Origin of the sequence: Micromonospora sp. WMMD714, assembly GCF_029581315.1 — a bacterium.
Lineage (GTDB): Bacteria > Actinomycetota > Actinomycetes > Mycobacteriales > Micromonosporaceae > Micromonospora > Micromonospora rifamycinica.
In genome coordinates, this window is the sequence record NZ_CP120744.1 from 1,457,816 (window position 1) to 1,476,848 (window position 19,033).

Below are 19,033 nucleotides of genomic sequence, written 5' to 3' on the forward strand. Positions count from 1 at the left end.
GGCGACGGACGGCTCAGGGGGTGGGGAACCAGCGATTCAGGCCACCGGAGGGCGTCGATAGGTTGACAGATCCGGATGAACGTCGTGTCCGGGATGTTACGCCGACTGAACGGACGGACGACTGCCGATCAGCCGTACGCCCGGCATGCTGGCGTACGCACACCACACCGAGCGGCGGACGGGAACGCGACGATGGGTGACGATCCGGCCTCGGCCCAGACCCCCGACGAGCTGCGCGACTACCTCGTGTCCGAGCTGCGCGCGGCGGTCCCGCCAGCCGCCCGCCCGGGGGAGGAACCGGTCGCGGCGACGGCCGCGCTGGAGGAGCGGCTGCGCCGGATCGACGCGATGCTGACCGCACTCGGGGAACCCACCGACCCCGACTAGGGACCGCCGGCAACCGGGACGGTCCCACCACCACGCGCCCCCGCTCGCCCGCCACCGGCCGCACCGGTCCGTCAGTATCCGGACAGAGGTGGCTGCGAGGCGCAGCCCTGGCGAGGGGACCGGGTGGGATGACCGTCGAAGCTGACTCCGGCGATCCGGTGGTCGTCGCGGCACTGACCCGCTGTGGTGCCACCGTCGGTCGACTGGTCGACGGCGTGGGGGACGCGACGGATCTCGACACGGCGCTCGCGGACCTGTTCGGCCTTCCCGACGACCTGCGACCCAGCCCGCTGGCCGGTGCCCTGGTGGTGGTGCTGCTCCGACTCGGCCCATACGCCGAACCCCGGCACGTGCAGCACGTCGACGCCCTGCTGGGGATCGCCGACCGCGACCCGCCGCCGTGGCCGGAGTGGGCCGACATCAGGATGCTGGCCCGCGCGTTGGCCCCGATGGGCCGCATCGCGGCGCTCGCGACGGGCGACAGTCCCCAGCCCGCTGATCTGCGTGCCTTGCTCACCGAGCTGGGTGAGCTGGAGGCACTCCTCCCGGCGAGGGCCAGCGAGGCGGTGGGGCACCACCTGCAGCTCGTGCACACCATGGCGACGTCTGTCCACGACGCCATGCACGACGACGAGGCGGCCCTGCGCCGCATCGGTCCCGACCTCGAACGGCTCCGCGCGCGGATCGACGATCCTGAGGTGAGCGCGGAACTCACCCCGATGATCGAGGTGATGAGCAGGTGGCCCGACCTCCTGCTCGCGGAACGGCGGTCGGACCTCCCGGTCGCCGAGGTCGTCGAAGTGCTCCAGGCCGCGGTCGACGCGGTCCCGCCCCACCGCCGTGGAGAGAACTTCCCGGAGTTCGCCGCGGCCGCCGGAGCGACGACGGCCCGGCTGCGGGCGCTGGAGGGTCTCACCGGACAGGGGTCGGGCAGCGCGCCCACCGACCAGCAGATCGCCGCCCTGCTCGCTCGCGCCGAACACCCCGACGCCGGCCCGGCCAGACGGGCCACCTCCTATCGCGACCTGGGCGTGGCCGTAGCGCGACGTGGTTCCCGGGATCGCGACCCGAGCCGGATCGACGAGGCCGTCGGATACCAACGGCAGGCACTGGCCGCAGCCACGGCAGCCGCGCCGATCTCGACCGCGGTCAGCTGGTCCGGCCGCCCCGACTACCTGCTGAGCCTGCTGGCGCTCGCCGAGACCCTGGCCCTGCAGTGGACGGTGGCCGGTCGACACGACAGCCTGGTGGAGGCCGAACAGCTCCTCGTCGAGGCCCGTGAGCTGGCCGTCGGCCCGGAGAACATGCTCTGGGCACAGATCAACGAGCGCCTCTCGTCCGCCCGCGCGCTGCTCGGCGCACACTCCGGCGCCCACCAGGCCGGGCTGGACGGCCTGCGTCGCCACGCCTGGAAGGTCCTGCTCCAGTCGGACCCGGCGGCGGCCACGGCTGCCGCCCGTGGCGCCACCTCCGACGCCACCAGGGTCGCGCGACGACTGTTGGCGGCGGGCCGTCCGGCCGAGGCCATCCAGGCGCTCGACGCCGGTCGGGCACTCGTCCTGTTCGCCGCGACCGAGTTGCACGACGTCCCCACCCGCCTCGACGCCCGGGGCCGTGCCGACCTCGCCGAACGGTGGCTGCTGGCGACCGCCTCGGGAGAGCCGGAGGCCGTGCCGGTCGAGCTGCGCCGCGAAGCGCTGGCGGCGTTGTCCACACCAGCGGACCCGGAGGCGGTCGGCGCCGCCGGGCCGCTCGACCCGCCCACCCTGCCCGAGATCCGGGCCGCCCTGGCCGCGCTGGACGCCGACGCGCTGGTCTACCTGGTGCCGGCGACGTCCCGCGACACCGGTTACGCGGTGATCGCCCCGGCGCAGGGTCCACCGGCCTCGATGGAGCTGCCCGGCCTCACCCTGGATGACCGGTCGGACCTCGACAGCTACCTGTACGCCCTGTCGAACCGCGACGCGGCGCGCTTTCCGGTCGGTCCGCTGCCCGCCGAATCCGCCGAGGCGCGCGGCGTGTCCGACCCGGCCGGGGAGGGGCTCCCCCGGGAGGTGGAGCTCCAGCAGGTGGAGTCCCGGTTCGCCGACACGCTCGACACCCTGTGCGGTTGGGCCTGGCAGGCAGCGATCGGTCCGCTACTGGAGCAGTACTTCGCCCACCGTCCGGCCGCCGGGTCCGGGCGACCACCCCGGGTGGTGCTCGTCCCGATGGGCAGCCTGGCCCGCGTGCCGTGGCAGGCGGCCCGACGGCCCGACGGGACGTACGCCGTGCAGCTCGCCGAGTTCTCCCAGGCCGCCTCCGCCCGGTTTCTCTGCGCGTCGGCCGTCCGGACGCGGGTGCCGCTCGCACCGGTCGGTCTGGTGGTCGGCGATCCCGACACCGGCCGCGTCGGCGCCGAGCTGACCGCGGCCCGGGTCGAGGCGTACGCCGTGCACCAGGCGTTCTACCGGGGCGGCCGGTATCTCGGCCGGCGGCCGGACGGACAGCCCAGCCGGTCCGGGGCCGGCACCGCGGCGCAGATCCGCGACTGGCTCACCAGCACCCGGCCCGGCGCGGGCGCCATGTTGCACCTGGCCTGTCACGGCGTCGTCCAGGTCGCGGGCGACGAGACGTCGTCGTACCTGCTGCTCGCCGGTCGGGAGCGGTTGACCACGGAGGAGCTGATCGCCGTCCTGGCCGAGGTGCCGCAGCGCGTGCTCGGTCTGGTGGTGCTCGCCGCCTGCCGGACCGGTGTCTCGAGCCGTGGCTACGACGAGGCGTACAGCCTCGGCACCGCATTCCTCGCCGGTGGGGCGCGCTCGGTGCTGTCCACCCAGTGGAGCATCCCGGATCAGGCCACCTCGGTGCTGATGTTCATGTTCCACCACTTCCTGGCCACCGGGCGCAGGCCCGCCCGGGACGCGCTGCGCCGGGCGCAACTGTGGATGCTCGATCCGCAGCGGCAGCCGCCCGAGGGGATGCCCCCGCAGCTGCGCCGGCACCTGGCACAGACCGACCCGGCCGAGATCGTCGCCTGGGCCGGGTTCGTGCACTGGGGCCAGTGACCGGACCGACCATGACGACAGTGACGAGCAGAGGGGCCACCGAAGCGATGCCGAAGCAGGACAGGGTCGCCACGCTGCGGGCAGCGCTCGCCGGCCTCACCGGCCAGGACCGGATCCGTGGCCGTATCGAGCTGAGCCACGCGTTGCTGGACCGGGCCTGGCGATCCGGTCTGGAGACCTCGGCCGATCGCGGTGACTTCGACGAGGCGATAGCGATCATGGAGGAGGTCCACGCTGACCCCCGGCTTCTCGATGCGTTCCGGGGGCCGATCACCCAACGCCTGGGCCTGCTGCTGGCCTTTCGACACATGGTGACGGCGAGCGGGAACGAACCGGACCGCAAGCGTGCCGTCGAACTCCTGACCGACTCGCTCGACGTCACCGGCCTCGCCCCGGTGACCGTGACGGTCGCACGCCTGATGCTCAGCCAACTTCACCTGGTCGCGGTGTCACGCGGTCTCGCATCCGTCAGTCTCGCCGCGATGTTGCAGGGCGGGGCGGCGGAATACCGGGCGGAGGTCGACCTGGCCATCGGGTACGCGCGGCAGGTCGCCGAGACCCCGATGGTCACCGCCGATCTTTCCCTCATGGCCCGGATGCTGATCGGGACGGCCGAGCCGATACGGAGCCAGATCGCCATGATGGACGTCGCCACCACCGGGCTCGACCAGCGCATGACGCAGCAGTTGTTGGCCGCGGCCCAGGCGTTCGAGGCCCGGTCGGGGGCGGCGGACACGCGGGCCGGATCCCCCGGCGCATCCGACCCACCCGACGAGCCCCTCGTCCCACCGCAGGTCCTCGGCTCGCTGCTAAGGGCCACGTTCGCCGGGTCGCCGCTGGACCAGCCGACCACGGTGGTCTACGGAACGGAGCCGGCCACGTCGCCCGGCCCACCGCAGCCGACGCCGGCCGCCGTCCCGGTCGACGTCACACCGCTGCGGGTCGCCCTCGCCGACCAGCTGGCGGAGTTGGTCGCCGCGGCGCAGGACGTCCCCTCCATGCCGGCGGAAAGCACAGGGCCGGCGGAAAACGCAGGGCCGGCGGAAAACGCAGGGCCGGCGGAGGCGGCACCGGCCGGAGCGGCTCGGGCGATGGAGCGACCCGAGGCGTACCGGTCGGCGGCGGGCCTGCTGCGTCCGGACGTTCCACCGTTGCCGATCGACGCGGTCGACGACTGCGTCGCGCTGGCCACCAGCGTCGTGCACGAGGCGACGGTCACCGACCCGGCCGCCACCGGGATCGACCGGTTCGTACTCGCCGTCGCGCTCTTCCTCCGCGCCCGCGGGGACGAGGACACCGCACCGGAGACGGACGGTACCGGTCACCCGGGCGACGCGGACCTGACCGACACCGCCCGGGGTGACGACGGCGGTGGCGACCTCGGTGTCGGACTGGAGGGTCTGCTGCGGGCGGCCGGGACGCTTCCGCCGGAGCATCCCGCCGCGCCCGGGCTCTGCACCGGGCTGGGCGCGTTCCTCGACGACCGCCAGCCGCTGCGCGGACTGACCACACCCGCCGCCCGCAGCTTCGCCGACTGGAGCACTGCTGTCCTCGCCGCCCACTGCGGGAACGCCCCCGACCCCGGGACACCCGCCGGAGCCGGCGCCCGGATCGCGGCACCGGCCGAGGCCGACCTCGCGACGATCCGCGCGGTGGGCGGCCTGTGCCGGGCGGCCGGCGCACTGGCCGCCGGTTCGTCCCAGGGCACGTCCACGCTCACGGCGCTGGTCACGGCGGTGCCGGGCAGCTACCCGTGGCGCTTCCGGCTGAGGGCCGCCGCCGGCGTCGTCGCCGTCGCCGAGGCCCTGGCCGCCCGGGACCTGACCGCCCTGCAGGCCGCCGGCACGCTGGTGGTCGAGGCGGTCGCCGAGGCCCCCGCGCGGTACGCCCGCACACCCGGATCACGGCTGCTGGGTCGGCTGGCGGCGGCCCTCGGGGCACTCGACCGGGACGATCCGCTCCGGTACGACCTGGCGACCGTGCTGCTCGGTCCGGTCGCCCCGGCGGTCGACCCGCGGCGGTCGCCGACGACCGGCGAGGTGGCCGCCGCGCTGCGCACGATCGGTGCCGCCGCCCTGATCCAGCTGTACCCGGCACCGGCGCATCCGCACCGGGTCAGCATGCTGCTGGTGGACGCGAGCACCGGGCGGCTGGGCCTGTCCGACCCGGTCACACCCGGTCTCCCGGCGGGCGTACCACCGGCCGGTGCGACGGACCCGGCCTGGGCCGCGCTCGTCGAGCCACTACGTGCCCTGCCCACCACCGGATCCGCGCCACGCCGGGTACTGGTCGCCGCCGACGGGGCACCGGGCCGGCTGCCGCTGTGCGCGATCCGCTCCGGTGTGGCTGGTCACCCCGCGGGCGACCTGGTCTTCTCGTACGTCAGGTCGGGACGTCAGGTGGTGGAGCTGGCCCGGCGGGTGTCGTTGCCGGTGACCGGGGACGTGGTGTTCGTCGCCAATCCGAGAGGCGACCGGGACCTCGCGACGGTCGAAGTGATGACCCTGCGCCGGCTCTACCATCCCCGGTCGATCGGCCTCGGTCGTACCGCCGAACTGGTCCACGGTGCCGCAACGCCCGCCGACGTGCTCGCCCACCTGCCCGGACCGGCCGGTCCCGGCGCAGCTCTGCTGCACCTCGGATGCACGTTGCGCACCACCGGAACGCCCGGACTGGAGCTGGCCGACCCCGGGGACGCCGACGGTTCCGGCGACCCGGCCGGGCGGGCCGTGCTCGACGTCGCACGGATCGCCGCCCAGGCCGCTGCCGCCCCGGGGCAGCGGTCCGGCGGTCTGGCGATCCTGCCGACCGACGCCGGCGCCCACCATGACCGCTGGGTGCGGTTCGCCGACACGCTGCTGGACGCCGGCCTGACCGGCGTGATCGGTTGGCTCTGGCCGGTGCCCGGGCCAGTCGCGACGCTGATGCTCTGCGTCCTGCACGGCAAGCTCACCGACGAGGGGCTGCCACCGGCGATGGCGGTGCACGAGGTGCACCGGTGGATGCGGGCCCCGGACCGGGGCACGCCCCCGTACCTGCCGCCCGGGACGGCCGCGGCGCTGGCCGGCACCGAGCTGGCCGACCCGGCGTACTGGGCGGCCCTCTGCCATCGGGGCAGGTGACCGGCGCCGGCCCCACCGGCCCCCGGGCCCTGCGGTCATCCGTCCGTCAGATATCGGCATGGTCGACCGAACCTTCCCGCTCCGGTGGCTGCCGCTCCCCGCCCGCCGCACGGCGTCCGCCCGTCCCCGGCGGACCACCGGGGCCGGGGTGGGCGGATGAGCACCGCGCAGCAGGCCGAGCTGGCCGCCCCGCTCCCCTACCCGCGCTGGGAACGGTTCGTCGACCGACACCGGGGGCGACAGAGTGGACGCCGCCGGGCTCCCGGCTACAGCAACCTGATCGCGCACCTCGACGGGGGCGCCCCGATCACCGCCCCCCACCACGAGAAGCTGAACCGGCAGTGCCTGGTCCGGATGCACGACGAGCTGCTCGACTTCGAGAAGCGGGTCGCGGTGACCGGGCAGCGGGTCGTCCGGCTGCGGCACGACCTGGTGGCCGCCGAACTGAGCCTGAAGCGGGGCGCGGTCGCCCTCGCCGCCGCGAAGGCGCCGTTGACCGAGGACGAGTTGCGACCCCGCAACCCGACGGAACTGACCCTGGACGGTGCGGCGCTGCTCAGTCGCCGCACCGCGATGCGGGCACACCGGATCGCGGTGGCCGCGGCCGAGTACGAGCGACGGATCGCCGTCATCGACTCCCTGCAGGCCGCCATCGGCGACGCGCGGCAGGAGATCGAACGCGAGTTCCGCATCGCGCAGGCCCGGGTCGCACGGCTGCGCGAGCACTACGCCCTGCGGGCGGCGACCTTCTGGGAGGCGGTCAGCCTGACCCACCCGGAGGGCCGCCAGTTCGCCGTGCTGCTGCCCCGGATCCGACAGGAGCTGCCGGCGTGGGTGGGCCGCAGCGCCGGCGACGTCGCGACGGAGCTGTCCCGGCTGACCCAGATCACCACCGCCGACACCGGGGACGGCCAGGAAGGGGAAGACCGTGAAGCTACGGCGTAGCCGACGCCTACCGTACGACCTGAGGCGGGTCCAGGCCGCCCTCGGGAAGCTGCACCGGCGTCCCGCTGCGAAGCTCGACCTCCAGCAGGCCCGCCAGGGCCTCCGCGAGCTGGTCAAGGCGATGGCCGAGGACCGCGACGACGCCGAGATCACCGCGGAGATCGACGCCTACGTCGACGATCTGCTCGCCGGGTGGCGCAGCGCCGCGTGGCGGCGGCACCGGGCGGTGCTGGCCGAACTCGACCGCCTCCAGGTGCCCGTGGCGCAGGTGGTCGACCGGATCGGCACGCTCGACCACGACGACGAGCACCAGCAGCGGGACATGGCGGGCGCGGTGCGCAACATCCTCGACCAGATCGTCGACGAGGACGCGCCCTACCGGCACCCGCTGCCCGGCCGACGGACGGAGGGGTGACGATGGACGAGCAGAACCGGCCGACGAACCCGGCACCCAGCGGTCCAGTGACGTACGGCGATCTCGGCCAGATCGCCGGCCGACCACGGTGGGTGCTCCCGGTCACCCTGCTGATCCTGGGCGCGGCGGCAGCGGTCGACCTGGTCACCTTCCACCAGGTGCTGCTCCTCGCGCTCGACGAGACCGAGGAGATGATCTGGGCCGCGGTGGTCGGCTTCGTGGCGGTCGCGATCGCCCTGTCCCACCACACCGGCCTCCAGGCCCGGCAGGCCACGAGCGCCCGCAACGTGCCCGGCGCGCGGCTGACCGCGTGGCTGTGCCTGCTGGTGTGGGCCGGGCTGGGCCTGATGGCCTTCCTGTTCCGGCTCGTCGTCGCCGAGCCGTCCGCCGCCGGAGCGTCGTTCGACGTCGACGTCGAGGCGCTGACCGAGACGCCCGAGGACCACTCCCAGACCCTCTCCGCCCTGCTCTTCCTGGCCCTCTACCTCGGCACCGGGGTGATCTCCGGACTGGCCGGGTTCCTCCGCTTCGAGCCGGCCGCCAAGCAGTACGGCCGGGCCCGGGCGCGACTGACGACACTCGCCCGGCGACGGGCCGAGAGCGGCTGGCTGCTCACCGGGGCCCGGGAGATCCAGGGCGCGATCGACCGCGAGCGGGAACGCCAGGAGGAGGAGCGGATCCGGACCGAGGGCGAGTACCAGGCGCTCGCCCAACGCCTCAAGCGCGAGGCACGCACCCTGCTGCACACCATCCGCGGCCGGCAGCGGGCCGCCGCGGGGCCGGCGCACCCGGCCGGCCCGGACCCGATTCCCGAAGGAGACACCGCCTGATGGCCAGGAAGAAGAGGTCGGTCGTCGCGGTCGTCGCGGCCCTGACGCTCACCATCACCGGGTGCGCCGACGAGCCCACCCCGGAACCCCCCGTCACCTCGTCGCTCGCCTGCCCGGCGGCCGTGCCGGGCGCTGGCCCGGCCGCGGTCACCCTGATCGTCGGGGCACGGGCCAACAACCCCCGGCCCGACCTGCCGAAGGACGTCCGCCGGCTGGTGGAGTCGGCCGCCAAGGGCGGTCAGGAGATCCGGATCGTACGGCTGGACGGTGAGCCGAGCATCGCGCTCACCGCGACGTTCGAGAGCAACCAGAAGAACGACGCCCGTAACGACAGCAAACTCGACGACTTCATGAAGCGGACGCTGGGCGTGGTCCAGAAGCTGGAGCCGAAGGTGGCCGAGGCCGACGGGCTGGCCGCGCTGGCCGAGGCCGGACGGATCACCCCGGAGGGGGGCCTCGTGGTCTTCCTCGACTCGGGGCTCTCCACCGCCGGCGCGCTGAGCTTCACCGACGTGGCGATGTTCAGCGCCGAGCCGGCCGACGTCTCCGCCTTCCTGCGCAAGGAGGAGCTGATGCCGGCCCTGTCCGGTCGGACGGTGGTCTTCGCCGGCCTCGGCAACACCGCCGACCCCCAGCCGGTGCTGAACGAGAAGCTCCGCGGCCGGGTCACCGCCATCTGGGAGGCCGTGGCCAGGGACGCGGGGGCGACCTGCGTCGACACGCTGGCCGCCGACTCGCGGCGGACCGCGGTGGACCGCCCGGTCCCGGTGTCGGTGGTCGCCCTGCCGGCGCCGCCGCGACCGCCCGAGCGCTGCGGCACGACCATCCTGGCCGACAGCAACTCGGTGGGTTTCGTCGTCGACACCGCCCGGCTCCGCGAGCCCGAGGAGGGCCGCAAGGTGCTGCGGCAGCTCGCCGACCAGCTCAACGCCGGTGATCAGCGGATCCTGCTGGTCGGCGTCACCTCCAGCGAGGGCGGACGCGCGCGTAACGTGAAGCTGTCGCAGGACCGGGCCGCGGCGATCCGGACGGAGCTGGTCAAGCTCGGGGTCGACGCCGGCCGGATCAGGATCCGGGGGGACGGGCCGGGCGGCAGGTACTTCACCCGGGACGTCACCGGCGAGGGCGTCCTCATCCCCGCGGCCGCAGCGCGCAACCGGGCCGTGGTCGTCGAGCTGACCTGCCCTCGGTCGTGACCGGACCGCACCCGCCCGGGGAGGAGACCCGGCTGGACCCCGGCCGGGGCGGGGCCGGGCGGGACCGGTCCGCCGACGAGCCGGCGACGCAGCTGGACCCCGGGCGGGTGCGGCCGGACGACCGGGAACCGGCGACGGAGCTGGATCCGGGGCGGGTGCGGCCCGGCAGCCGGGACGTGCCGCCCTGGGGCCGGCGGCTCCCCGACCGGTTGGGCACCCGGTTCCAGGTGCTGCGCGAACTGTCCACCGGAGGCGAGGGCGACCTCTACGTGGTCCAGGAGCGGGCGACCGGGCTCGACCGGGTGCTGAAGCTCTACCGGGCGGGTGCCGGCCCGGACCCGCAGGTCACCGGGTACGTGCGGGAGTCCCGGCGCAGCCGCCACATCGTCGAGCTGTTCGAGGCCGACACCGCCGACGGTCACCACTACGAGATCATGGAGTACCTGGCCGGGCACACCGCGGCCGAGCTACGCCGACGCCACCCGGGCGGGCTGGACCCGGCGCTGCTGACCACCCTGCTGGGCCAGATCACCGAGGCGCTGGCCGAGCTGCACGCCGCCGGCATCGTCCACCGGGACCTGAAACCGTCCAACCTGCTGGTACGGACCCTCGACCCGGTCGAGATCGTGCTCGTCGACATCGGCATCAGCCGGTACGTCGACGACGTCGAGGCGCTCACCCGCAACCGGGACACCGGCACGATCCGGTACCGGCCGCCCGAGTTCATCGCCGGCGGCGTCATCTCGCCCGCGTACGACTGGTGGTCGCTGGGGATCACCCTCTTCGAGCTGGCCACCGGCGGGCAGATCCTGGCGGGGCTGAGCGACGACGTGGCGCTGAACGTCCGGTACACCACCGGGGTGCTCGACGTCTCCGCCGTCGCCGACGAACGGTTCCGGCTGCTCTGCCGGGGGCTCCTCACGCCCGACCCCGACCGACGCTGGGGCACCGACCAGATCCGGAGCTGGCTGGCCGGCGACTCACCGTCGGTCGCCGCGACGTCGACGACACCCGCACCGGGCACACCGCACGCCGCCGAGCGGCCCTACCGCTACCTCGACGTCGACTACTGGTACCGGCCGGAGCTCGCCATGGCCCTGACGGAGACCTGGCAGACCGCCAGCGCACTGCTCTTCGGTGCGGATCCGACACCCGACCAGCGGCTCGGCGAGTGGCTACGGCAGTTCCCGGTCCGCCCGAAGACGCGGACCAGGGGTCGCCGGCCGAGTCGGGACGTCCGGCTGCTGACCCGGTTGCAGGCGATCGACCCGGCCCGCCCGCCGGTCTACCGCAACGAGAACATCGCCGTCGACCGGCTCTACGGCCTCGCCGGCCAGGCGCTGAACAGCGTCGGCAGCAGCGCGGACATCGTGGCTGACCTCTGGACCTTCGACCTGCTGCCGGTGCTCTCCGCCGGCTCGCCGGCCCCGGGTCTCAGCGGTGGCCAGGGCCTGCGGGAGGTCCGCGACCGCTGGCGCCGGGAGCACCGGCACCTGACCTCCCCCGCGTCGCTGTCCGCGGTCGCCGACGCCGAGGCCCGCGCGGAACTGCGGCGGCTGCTCCGGGACGAGGCGCCCCGGTTCCACGCCCTGACCCTGCTGGCCGCCGTGGCGACCGACGACCAACGCCACGCCGTCCGGCGGGACCTGACGCAGCGCGCGCGGCAGGCCGAGGAGCCCTGGTTCACCACGCTCGTCGCCCAGCCGCGACACCTGTGGCTGGCGTACGCGCTGGCGCCGTTCGCCGAGAGCACCGCCGAGCGGAAGGCGGCCGAGGAGGAGGCCGCCCGCGCCCGCCGGGAGTGGCTGCGGCGGACCGAGGCGATCCGGGAGTGGTCCCGGCGGCAGAACCGGCCCCGGGCGCTGGCGCTGGCCGTCGGCGGTGTCTGCGCCCTGGTCGTCGTGCTGGCGGCGATGGTCGGCATCGGCGACGCCGTCGACGTGGCCCCCGACGCCACGATCGTCGACGCCTGGTTCGCGGTCGTCGCCGCGACCGGCGTCGCGCTCACCGTCGAGTCGCTGCTCGCCTGGACGATCGGCGGGCGGTTCCGGGCGTACTCCCTGCTGGTCTCCACGGCGGTGACCGTCGGCCGGCTGGCCCGGCGGGTGACCGGGCGGTGGGCGGCGCTGACGGTGGTCGGCGGGGTGCTCGGCGGGGCCGGGCTGCTCACCGCGTACCTGCCGGTCGTCACGCCGGTGGCGGTGGCCGTCCTGATGGTGGTCTGGACCATCGGCCGCTACCTGGCCTGGCTCGACGAGGTGGCCCGGGAGCGGGCCGACATCGCGGCGGCCGGGTCGTGACCGGTGACCGGGCCGTCCGTCAGGTACAGCCGTGAGGGGGTTCCGATGAGTTCAGGTGGCATCGTCATCCTGCCGGTCGCGGTCGCGGTCGTGGCCGCCGCCGGCGCGGCCGTGGTGCTCACGGCAGCCGGCACGGCCGTGCTGCTGGTCAACGCGGCCGGAGCGGCGGCCGAGGGCGCGTTGCGCGCCGTCGGGGACTACGGCGAGCAGCTCGAAGCGGAGTTGGCGGCCCTGGCCGAGGCCGAGGCGAAGGCCGCCCGCTGGCAGTGCGTGGCCGCCGACGTCGTCGGGCTCAACGCCCGGATCCGGCTGCTGGAACGACGGGCGGCGGGCGGCGGCCCGGACCTGGACGTCCCGCCCCCGGTCGCCCTGAGCGGCGGCACGATCGACCAGATCAGACAGCGGATGCGGGAGACGGAACAGGCCCTGCTGGCGGCGCAGCGCGAGCTGGACGCGGCCGTGGCGCAGCGGGAACTGGCCGCGCTGGTGGCCGCCCTGCCACCGGCCGCCGCCACACCGGACACGATCACCGCGGTCCGGGCCTACCGGGAGGCGCTGGCGCGGCGGCTTGCCCCCGCCGAGCGTCCCGAGCCGGTCGACTCCCGCCGCGCCGGTCAGCAGGTCGAGGGGGTGCTCGCCGGCCTCGACCCGGACGCGAACGCCGACGAGCGGGCCGCGGCGCTGGCGGGGGCCGCGCTGGTCGCCGCCCACCCGACGGAGAGCGCCAGCTATCTGCGTGCGCTGCGCGGCACGGTCCGGGACCTCAACGCGGGGGTCGCCCGACGCCGGCTCGCGGCGCAGTGGCTGACCACCCTGGAGGACCGGGACGTGGCCGTCGCGCTGGTCCACAACGGTCCGCCGGCCCCGCTGCGCGGCACGGCCGCCAGGCTGCGGGCCGTGGTGGACGGCGACGCGGAGCTGACCCCGCAGCTACGCCGCGAGGGCACCGAGCTGGTGACCTGGGCCGGGGAGATGGTGCGCCAACGGTTCACCCGCGACCTGGTGCTGCGGCTGCTGCGCGAGGAGGGCTACACGGTCGACGCCGAGGTCGACACACGGCACACGGCCGGGCTGCGGGTCAGCCGCGCCGACTGGCACGGCGAGCACACCGCGGACGTCTGGGTGGACGAGGCCGGCACGATCCACGGTCGGGTCCTGCGGGAACTCACCGCGGCCGGTGACGAGGCGGAGTTGCGGGACCGGTCCCGCTGCGACGAGTTCGCCGACCACCTCACGGTGCTCGCCGACCGGCTCGACACCGGGACCGGCACGGCCGAGGTCTCCGTCCAGCGTGGCCACCGGCCCGAACACCGCCAGCGGGACGCGGCGGCCTTCGACACCTCGACGGCCCGGTCGACCGCAGCCGAGAACAGGACCCGGGAGGCCGGCCGATGACCAGCGACGGGGCAGCACGACGCGCCGCGTTCCTGCCGGGCTTCCCGGCCTTCGCCAACGAACTCGCCGGGACGTTGGCGGTGCACGCCCAGTACGTCCTGCACGGCAACGTGCGCGACCAGTTCCTGATCCGGTCGTCCGGACCGACGGCGCGCCCGGCGTCGATGCTCGCGGTGCTCTGGTCCGCGCTGCAGCCGAGTGGTTTCCAGAGCCTGATCTGCTACGACCCGGTCTACGGCATCACCGCCTACCCCGAGGAGAGCTCCCCGGTGGCGGAGAGCCTGCTCGTGCCCCGGACGGTCGGGCACCGGCAGCCCCTGGAGAAGCTCCGTACCCATCTGGCCCGGGTCGTCGGCGTACCCGAGCAGCCGCCCCTCGACGGCGAGGGTTCGGCGACGCCGGGCAGCCGGGCCGTGGGCACCCCGACGGCCCGGGTCGCCTTCGTGATCGACTACGCGGCGCGCATCGTCCGGGTGCCCGGCCAGCTCGATCCGGTGGAGCGGGACTTCTTTCTCTTCTGTCACCGGCTGGCGCTCGTCGCGAAGCCGTTTCCCCTTTCCGGCCCGCGACCCACCCCGCTGTTCAATCCGGTCATCTGGCTGACGGACGGGGAGCGGGACCTGCCGGCCTGGTTCACCGCCGGGGTCGAGCCGATCCGCTCGATCGCGGTCGGCATGCCGACGTTGGAGGAGCGGACCGACCTCGCCCGGCTGCTGGCCCCGACGCTGCCGGCGACGCCGCCGGCGGTGCCCGACCCGCAGGAGTTCGCCGACACCTTCGCCAAGCGGACCGACCGGATGACCCTGCAGTCGATGATGGCGGTCGTCAGACTGGCGCGGGACCGTCGGATCGGACCCGACCGGATCGCCGACGCCGTCCGGATCTACAAGCTCGGGGTGGACGACGACCCCTGGCGTCGCAGCAGCGTGCGGGAGCAGATCACCCGGGGCGAGCGCATGATCGGTCAGCGGATCAAGGGCCAGGACCGGGCCATCGGCAAGACGCTCGACATCCTCAAGCGGGCCGCGCTGGGCCTCTCCGGCGCGCAGGCGACCAGCACCGGCACCCGCCCCCGCGGGGTCCTGTTCTTCGCCGGACCGACCGGCGTCGGCAAGACCGAGCTGGCCAAGCAGGTCGCCGACATCCTGTTCGGGGACTCCGACGCGTACCTGCGGTTCGACATGAGCGAGTTCGCCACCAAGCAGGCGGCCGACCGGCTGGTCGGTGCGCCACCGGGTTACGTGGGCTTCGAGGCCGGCGGCGAGCTGACCGGGGCGGTCCGGCGCAAGCCGTTCCAGGTGGTCCTCTTCGACGAGATCGAGAAGGCGCATCCGCTGGTCATGGACAAGTTCCTGCAAATCTTGGAGGACGGCCGGCTCACCGACGGGCAGGGGGTGACCACGCACTTCACCGGGTGCGTGCTCATCTTCACCTCCAACCTCGGGATCGTGGTGACCGATCCGCAGACCGGGGAGCAGAAGCAGATCGTCCACCCGGGAACGCCCTACCAGGACCTCGAGGCGAAGGTGAAGGCGGCGATCCGCCACCACTTCACCCTTCAGATCGGCCGACCGGAGCTGCTCAACCGGCTCGGCGACAACATCGTCATCTTCGACTTCATCAGCCCGGAGATCGCCCGTGAGATCTTCGATCTCCAACTGGCGAACGTCGTGGAACGGGTCGAGCAGGAGCTGCAGATCGACCTGGAACTCACCGACCAGGCCCGCGAGGAGTTGAGCGACCTCTGCACCGCCGACCGGGACAACGGCGGCCGGGGGATCGGGAACCTCCTGGAGAGCAACCTCATCAACCCGCTGGCCCGTTTCCTGTTCGCGCAGGACCTGCCGCCGGCCAGCGCCGTCCGGGTCACCGGCGTCAGCCAGGGTGACGACACCGTCCTGCCCACGGTGCGGGCGACCGTGACCAGGGCGGGCCTGCGATGACCCAGCGGTGCACGGTGGGCGGGGAACTGCACGGCCCCGAGGTGCCGCTCTGCCCGGAACACCTCTGCGAGCTGGTCCCCCACCAGCCCGGACCGGGCGAAACCGCCCACACGCCCGGACCGGGCGACACCGCCCACCAGCCCGGCGACACCGCCCACCAGCCCGGCGACACCGCCCACGAGCCCGGCGGGGCCGGTGCGGGGCCGGGCGCACCGGTCACCGCGTGCTGGAACTGCGGGACGCCACCGGCGAGCCCGACCAGCACCGAGTGCCTCGCCCCCGACTGTCGCCGACCGCTCACCCCGCCCGGGATGCTCGTCGTCTTCGCGTACGGGCAGGTCGAGATCGCCCCGGGCGGGCAGGTCGAGCTGGGCAGAGACGGCACGGACCGGCGGCTCTTCCGGTCGTACCCGAACGTCTCCCGCCGGCACGCCGTGCTGGGGGTGGATCCGGACGGACGTGCCTGGATCACTCCCGTGCCCACCCCGAACGGCACCTTCGTCAACGGTGACGAGATCCCCGCGGTGCAGCGGTTCCTGGCATCCGGGGACCGGATCCGCCTCGCGCTCGACGCCGAGGGCACGGTCACCCTCTTTCCCCGGCAGCGGAACAGGACCCCCGAATGAACCTCCTCCGACGCCTTGCGGAGCGGCTACGGGCCGCCCTGGCCGCGATCCGTGGCCTGGAGACCGGCATCGTCACGCCCCTGCCGCCGCCCCTGGTCGACCCCCGCACCAGCACCGCCAGCCTGGTCAGCCGGGCCGAGGCGCGCGGCGCGGCGGATGCCGCGACGGGCATGCTGGACAGCTGGTCCTTCGGCGGCCCGGACGTCCCCGGCTCCGACGCGCTCGACCCTGGCTACGTGCGGATCCTGCGACAGGAGTGCGAGGTCGCGGTCGCCACCCTCCGTGAACAGCAGGCCGTCACCGAATCCCGGGCGGTGCACGTCCGGCGGTGGCGGGACGAGGCCGACGACCTGATGGGCGCGGCCCGTGCCCGGATGCGCGACGTCGCCGTCCGCGAAGCCGAGCTGGAGGCCCGCACCGTCCGGCGGCGGCAGCACCGGGCCGGGGTCGACGTGGCGGACCTTCCGGCGGTGCCGCTGGAGGACACCCTCTGGGAGGGGGAGACGCGAACCCTCGGCCCGTTCTGGCGGATCCTCATCCTCCTCGGACTGGTCGCGGCCGAGCTTCCGGTGCAGCTCGCGGTGTACGGCTACTTCCTGACCGGGGTGTCGGGCATACCTGACCTGACCCTGCCGCTCGCGGTGTCGACGTCGCTGCTGCTGGTGCTCGGTCCGCACGTGGCCGCGGTGCTGCTGCGGGCCCGCCAGGCCACCGGCGGTGAACGTCGGCTCGGGCTGGCGGTCCTCGCCCTGGCCGCACCCTGGCTGACGGTGGCGGTCCTGCTCGGGCTGCTCCGCGGCGTGATCTTCGAGGCGGATCCGGCCCGGTTGGAACGACTGCACCTGACGCCCGTCACGGTGGTCGTCATGTTCGTCGCGGTGATGCTGGTCATCGGCGTCATGGCGTTCATGCTCGGGCTCTCCCGACGGCATCCGTTCCAGGAGGCGTACGTCCGCCAGCGTGACCGGCGCAACCGGCTGGACAGCATGTGGAGCGCGATGGCGCAGCGGATCCACCCGGCCTACCAGGAGAGCGAGGCGCACCTGGCCGAGCAGGAACGGTCGGTCCGTGCCTCGTACGCGGCGGCCGAGGAGGCCTACTTCGCGGCGCTGGCGCGTACCGTCGGCGACCCCGCCTTCACCGAGGCCGTCCAGCAGCGCCGCGGGCGTCGCCCCACCGTCGGCGAGCTGGCGTGAGCACGATCCGGGTCAACCGGACGCACTTCCCGGTGACCGCCCTCGGCCCCGGAACCCGGTTCGGCGTGTGGGTGCAGGGCTGCCCGCTGGCCTGCGCCGGCTGCATGTCCCTCGACACCTGGGACGCCGACACCGGCGCGGAGCTGACGGTGGCGGACCTGCTCGACCGGTGGGCCGACGCCCTGGCGCGGGGGGCCGGGGGCGTCACGGTCAGCGGCGGGGAGCCGCTGGCACAGCCGGGACCGCTACGCGACTTCCTGACGGCGGTCGACAGTACCCGCGCCGATCTCCGGCCCACGCCGGACATCCTGCTCTACACCGGTTACGAACTCGCCGAGTTGAACGACGCCCAGCGGGCGGCCGCCGCCCTCGCGGACGTCCTCGTCACCGGACGCTTCCTGGCCGGGCAGCCGACCCGGCTGCTCTGGCGCGGCTCGGCGAACCAGCGCATGGTGCTGCAGACCGACCTCGGCCGGCGGCGGTACGCCCCGTTCGTCGACCTGACACCGGACCGGGCGCCCCTGCAGGTGGAGCCGGACCCGGCCGGCGTCCGGATCATCGGTACGCCGCGTCGGGGCACGCTGTCCCGGCTCGAACGTGGACTGCGCCACCAGGGGCTCGACCCGGAGGCGGTGACCTGGCGGCCGGAATAACCGGAGGCCGTCCAGAGGGGTCGAGACCCATTGTCGACGGGATACCGGCGGGAATGTCGCGGACGCCACGAATAGCCGACCGCCGGGTCGTCTCCCGGTGACCCGGGCGGCGGCCGGAAGCCGGGCACCGCACCCGGGCCGCCCGGCCGACGCGATCGGAGTGCGGGGTGGCCAGGGTCGCCACCCGGGACCACCGGCTCCCCGGACACCGCACAGCCCGGCCGCAATAATGGTCGCCGCTATGCGACGAACAGCCACCGCTTCTGAAAATGCGGCAACCGTGCTGCGCCATGGCGGCTGGCAGAACGGTACACTGCGACCAACGGCGGGGCCGATTTCGAAGCGAGCCGGATGCCTGCGGAGGTTGTTTCATGAAAGTGGAGAGACTTGCCATCGAGGGTGCCTGGCTTATGTCACCGGGCAGGGCGTCGAGTGCCCCTCCACAGCGCCTTGAGTGGCATGGTATCGCGGTACTGGAGAAATACGTCGGCCACGAAATATCACTCACCATGGACAGCCTGTCGGTTTCCGTGGGAGGAGCGGTCCGTGGGATTTATTTCACCGACACCATCCAGGAATCGGCAAAATATGTCACCTGCCTCAATGGTGCGGTCCAGGAGGTGGTGGTCGACCTCCGGGAGGGATCGCCCACCTTCGGCTGCGCCGACACCGTCGTCCTGGACGACCAGCGGAACTCCGGGCTGTACATCGCCGAAGGACTCGGGCACGGCTTCTGCGCGCTGACCGAGACGGCGACCACTGCCTACCTCAGGTCCGCGGCCCACCCGCCCGGGGACGACGGCCGGGTACACCCCCTCGATCCGGAGTTCGGCATCGAGTGGCTGACCGACGAGCCGGCGCTCACCGCGCAGGACGCCGCCGCGCCGACCCTGGCGGCGTTGCGGGCGACCGGCCGGCTGCCCCGCGTTACCGGGCCACGGGACGAGGTCAGGTTCACCCCGGCGTCGCCCTGAACAC

At 74.0% G+C, this 19,033-nt stretch carries 14 protein-coding genes; all 14 read left to right on the forward strand.

From position 1 onward, the window contains the following. Nucleotides 1–192: 192 nt before the first annotated feature. On the forward strand, nucleotides 193–387 hold the full coding sequence (locus O7625_RS06570; RefSeq protein WP_282345054.1) for a hypothetical protein: 195 nt from the start codon (nucleotides 193–195) through the stop codon (nucleotides 385–387). Between the two features lie 128 nt (nucleotides 388–515). Further along, complete coding sequence (locus O7625_RS06575; protein ID WP_282345055.1) at nucleotides 516–3,434, forward strand: CHAT domain-containing protein; 2,919 nt, start codon at nucleotides 516–518, stop codon at nucleotides 3,432–3,434. 20 nt (nucleotides 3,435–3,454) lie between these two features. After that, a complete protein-coding gene (locus tag O7625_RS06580) occupies nucleotides 3,455–6,556 on the forward strand; it encodes a CHAT domain-containing protein (protein WP_282345056.1) in 3,102 nt (1,033 codons plus the stop codon). Between the two features lie 156 nt (nucleotides 6,557–6,712). Then, entirely contained in the window at nucleotides 6,713–7,501 is a 789-nt protein-coding gene (locus O7625_RS06585) for a hypothetical protein (RefSeq protein ID WP_067304499.1), read from the forward strand. After that, entirely contained in the window at nucleotides 7,485–7,916 is a 432-nt protein-coding gene (locus O7625_RS06590; protein WP_282345057.1) for a hypothetical protein, read from the forward strand. Before O7625_RS06585 ends, O7625_RS06590 begins: the two co-directional genes overlap by 17 nt. Nucleotides 7,917–7,918: 2 nt before the next feature. Beyond that, nucleotides 7,919–8,746, forward strand: a complete 828-nt coding sequence (locus tag O7625_RS06595; RefSeq protein WP_282345058.1) for a hypothetical protein — start codon at nucleotides 7,919–7,921, stop codon at nucleotides 8,744–8,746. Continuing rightward, nucleotides 8,746–9,942, forward strand: coding sequence for an OmpA family protein (locus tag O7625_RS06600; RefSeq protein WP_282345059.1), 1,197 nt, complete (start codon nucleotides 8,746–8,748; stop codon nucleotides 9,940–9,942). The genes O7625_RS06595 and O7625_RS06600 overlap by 1 nt, the downstream gene beginning before the upstream one ends. Next, nucleotides 9,939–12,242 (forward strand): serine/threonine-protein kinase, encoded by a 2,304-nt coding sequence (locus tag O7625_RS06605; protein ID WP_282345060.1) that lies wholly within the window; start codon nucleotides 9,939–9,941, stop codon nucleotides 12,240–12,242. The genes O7625_RS06600 and O7625_RS06605 overlap by 4 nt, the downstream gene beginning before the upstream one ends. Nucleotides 12,243–12,287: 45 nt before the next feature. Further along, a complete protein-coding gene (locus tag O7625_RS06610) occupies nucleotides 12,288–13,637 on the forward strand; it encodes a hypothetical protein (protein ID WP_282345061.1) in 1,350 nt (449 codons plus the stop codon). Further along, nucleotides 13,634–15,580 (forward strand): AAA family ATPase, encoded by a 1,947-nt coding sequence (locus O7625_RS06615; RefSeq protein ID WP_282345062.1) that lies wholly within the window; start codon nucleotides 13,634–13,636, stop codon nucleotides 15,578–15,580. Before O7625_RS06610 ends, O7625_RS06615 begins: the two co-directional genes overlap by 4 nt. Next, nucleotides 15,577–16,206 (forward strand): FHA domain-containing protein, encoded by a 630-nt coding sequence (locus tag O7625_RS06620; RefSeq protein WP_282345063.1) that lies wholly within the window; start codon nucleotides 15,577–15,579, stop codon nucleotides 16,204–16,206. Before O7625_RS06615 ends, O7625_RS06620 begins: the two co-directional genes overlap by 4 nt. After that, complete coding sequence (locus O7625_RS06625) at nucleotides 16,203–17,402, forward strand: hypothetical protein (protein WP_282345064.1); 1,200 nt, start codon at nucleotides 16,203–16,205, stop codon at nucleotides 17,400–17,402. The genes O7625_RS06620 and O7625_RS06625 overlap by 4 nt, the downstream gene beginning before the upstream one ends. Further along, entirely contained in the window at nucleotides 17,399–18,055 is a 657-nt protein-coding gene (locus O7625_RS06630) for a 4Fe-4S single cluster domain-containing protein (protein WP_282345065.1), read from the forward strand. The genes O7625_RS06625 and O7625_RS06630 overlap by 4 nt, the downstream gene beginning before the upstream one ends. Before the next feature lie 371 nt (nucleotides 18,056–18,426). Continuing rightward, nucleotides 18,427–19,029, forward strand: a complete 603-nt coding sequence (gene rfbC, locus O7625_RS06635) for a dTDP-4-dehydrorhamnose 3,5-epimerase (RefSeq protein WP_282345066.1) — start codon at nucleotides 18,427–18,429, stop codon at nucleotides 19,027–19,029. Nucleotides 19,030–19,033: the final 4 nt, after the last annotated feature.

Bases quoted from the DNA above. Each gene is read 5' to 3' on its own strand.
- O7625_RS06610 (WP_282345061.1), top strand. From the start codon at position 12,288: ATGAGTTCAGGTGGCATCGTCATCCTGCCGGTCGCGGTCGCGGTCGTG.
- O7625_RS06585 (WP_067304499.1), top strand. From the start codon at position 6,713: ATGAGCACCGCGCAGCAGGCCGAGCTGGCCGCCCCGCTCCCCTACCCG.
- O7625_RS06615 (WP_282345062.1), top strand. From the start codon at position 13,634: ATGACCAGCGACGGGGCAGCACGACGCGCCGCGTTCCTGCCGGGCTTC.
- O7625_RS06625 (WP_282345064.1), top strand. From the start codon at position 16,203: ATGAACCTCCTCCGACGCCTTGCGGAGCGGCTACGGGCCGCCCTGGCC.
- O7625_RS06600 (WP_282345059.1), top strand. From the start codon at position 8,746: ATGGCCAGGAAGAAGAGGTCGGTCGTCGCGGTCGTCGCGGCCCTGACG.
- rfbC (WP_282345066.1), top strand. From the start codon at position 18,427: ATGAAAGTGGAGAGACTTGCCATCGAGGGTGCCTGGCTTATGTCACCG.
- O7625_RS06620 (WP_282345063.1), top strand. From the start codon at position 15,577: ATGACCCAGCGGTGCACGGTGGGCGGGGAACTGCACGGCCCCGAGGTG.
- O7625_RS06575 (WP_282345055.1), top strand. From the start codon at position 516: ATGACCGTCGAAGCTGACTCCGGCGATCCGGTGGTCGTCGCGGCACTG.
- O7625_RS06570 (WP_282345054.1), top strand. From the start codon at position 193: ATGGGTGACGATCCGGCCTCGGCCCAGACCCCCGACGAGCTGCGCGAC.
- O7625_RS06595 (WP_282345058.1), top strand. From the start codon at position 7,919: ATGGACGAGCAGAACCGGCCGACGAACCCGGCACCCAGCGGTCCAGTG.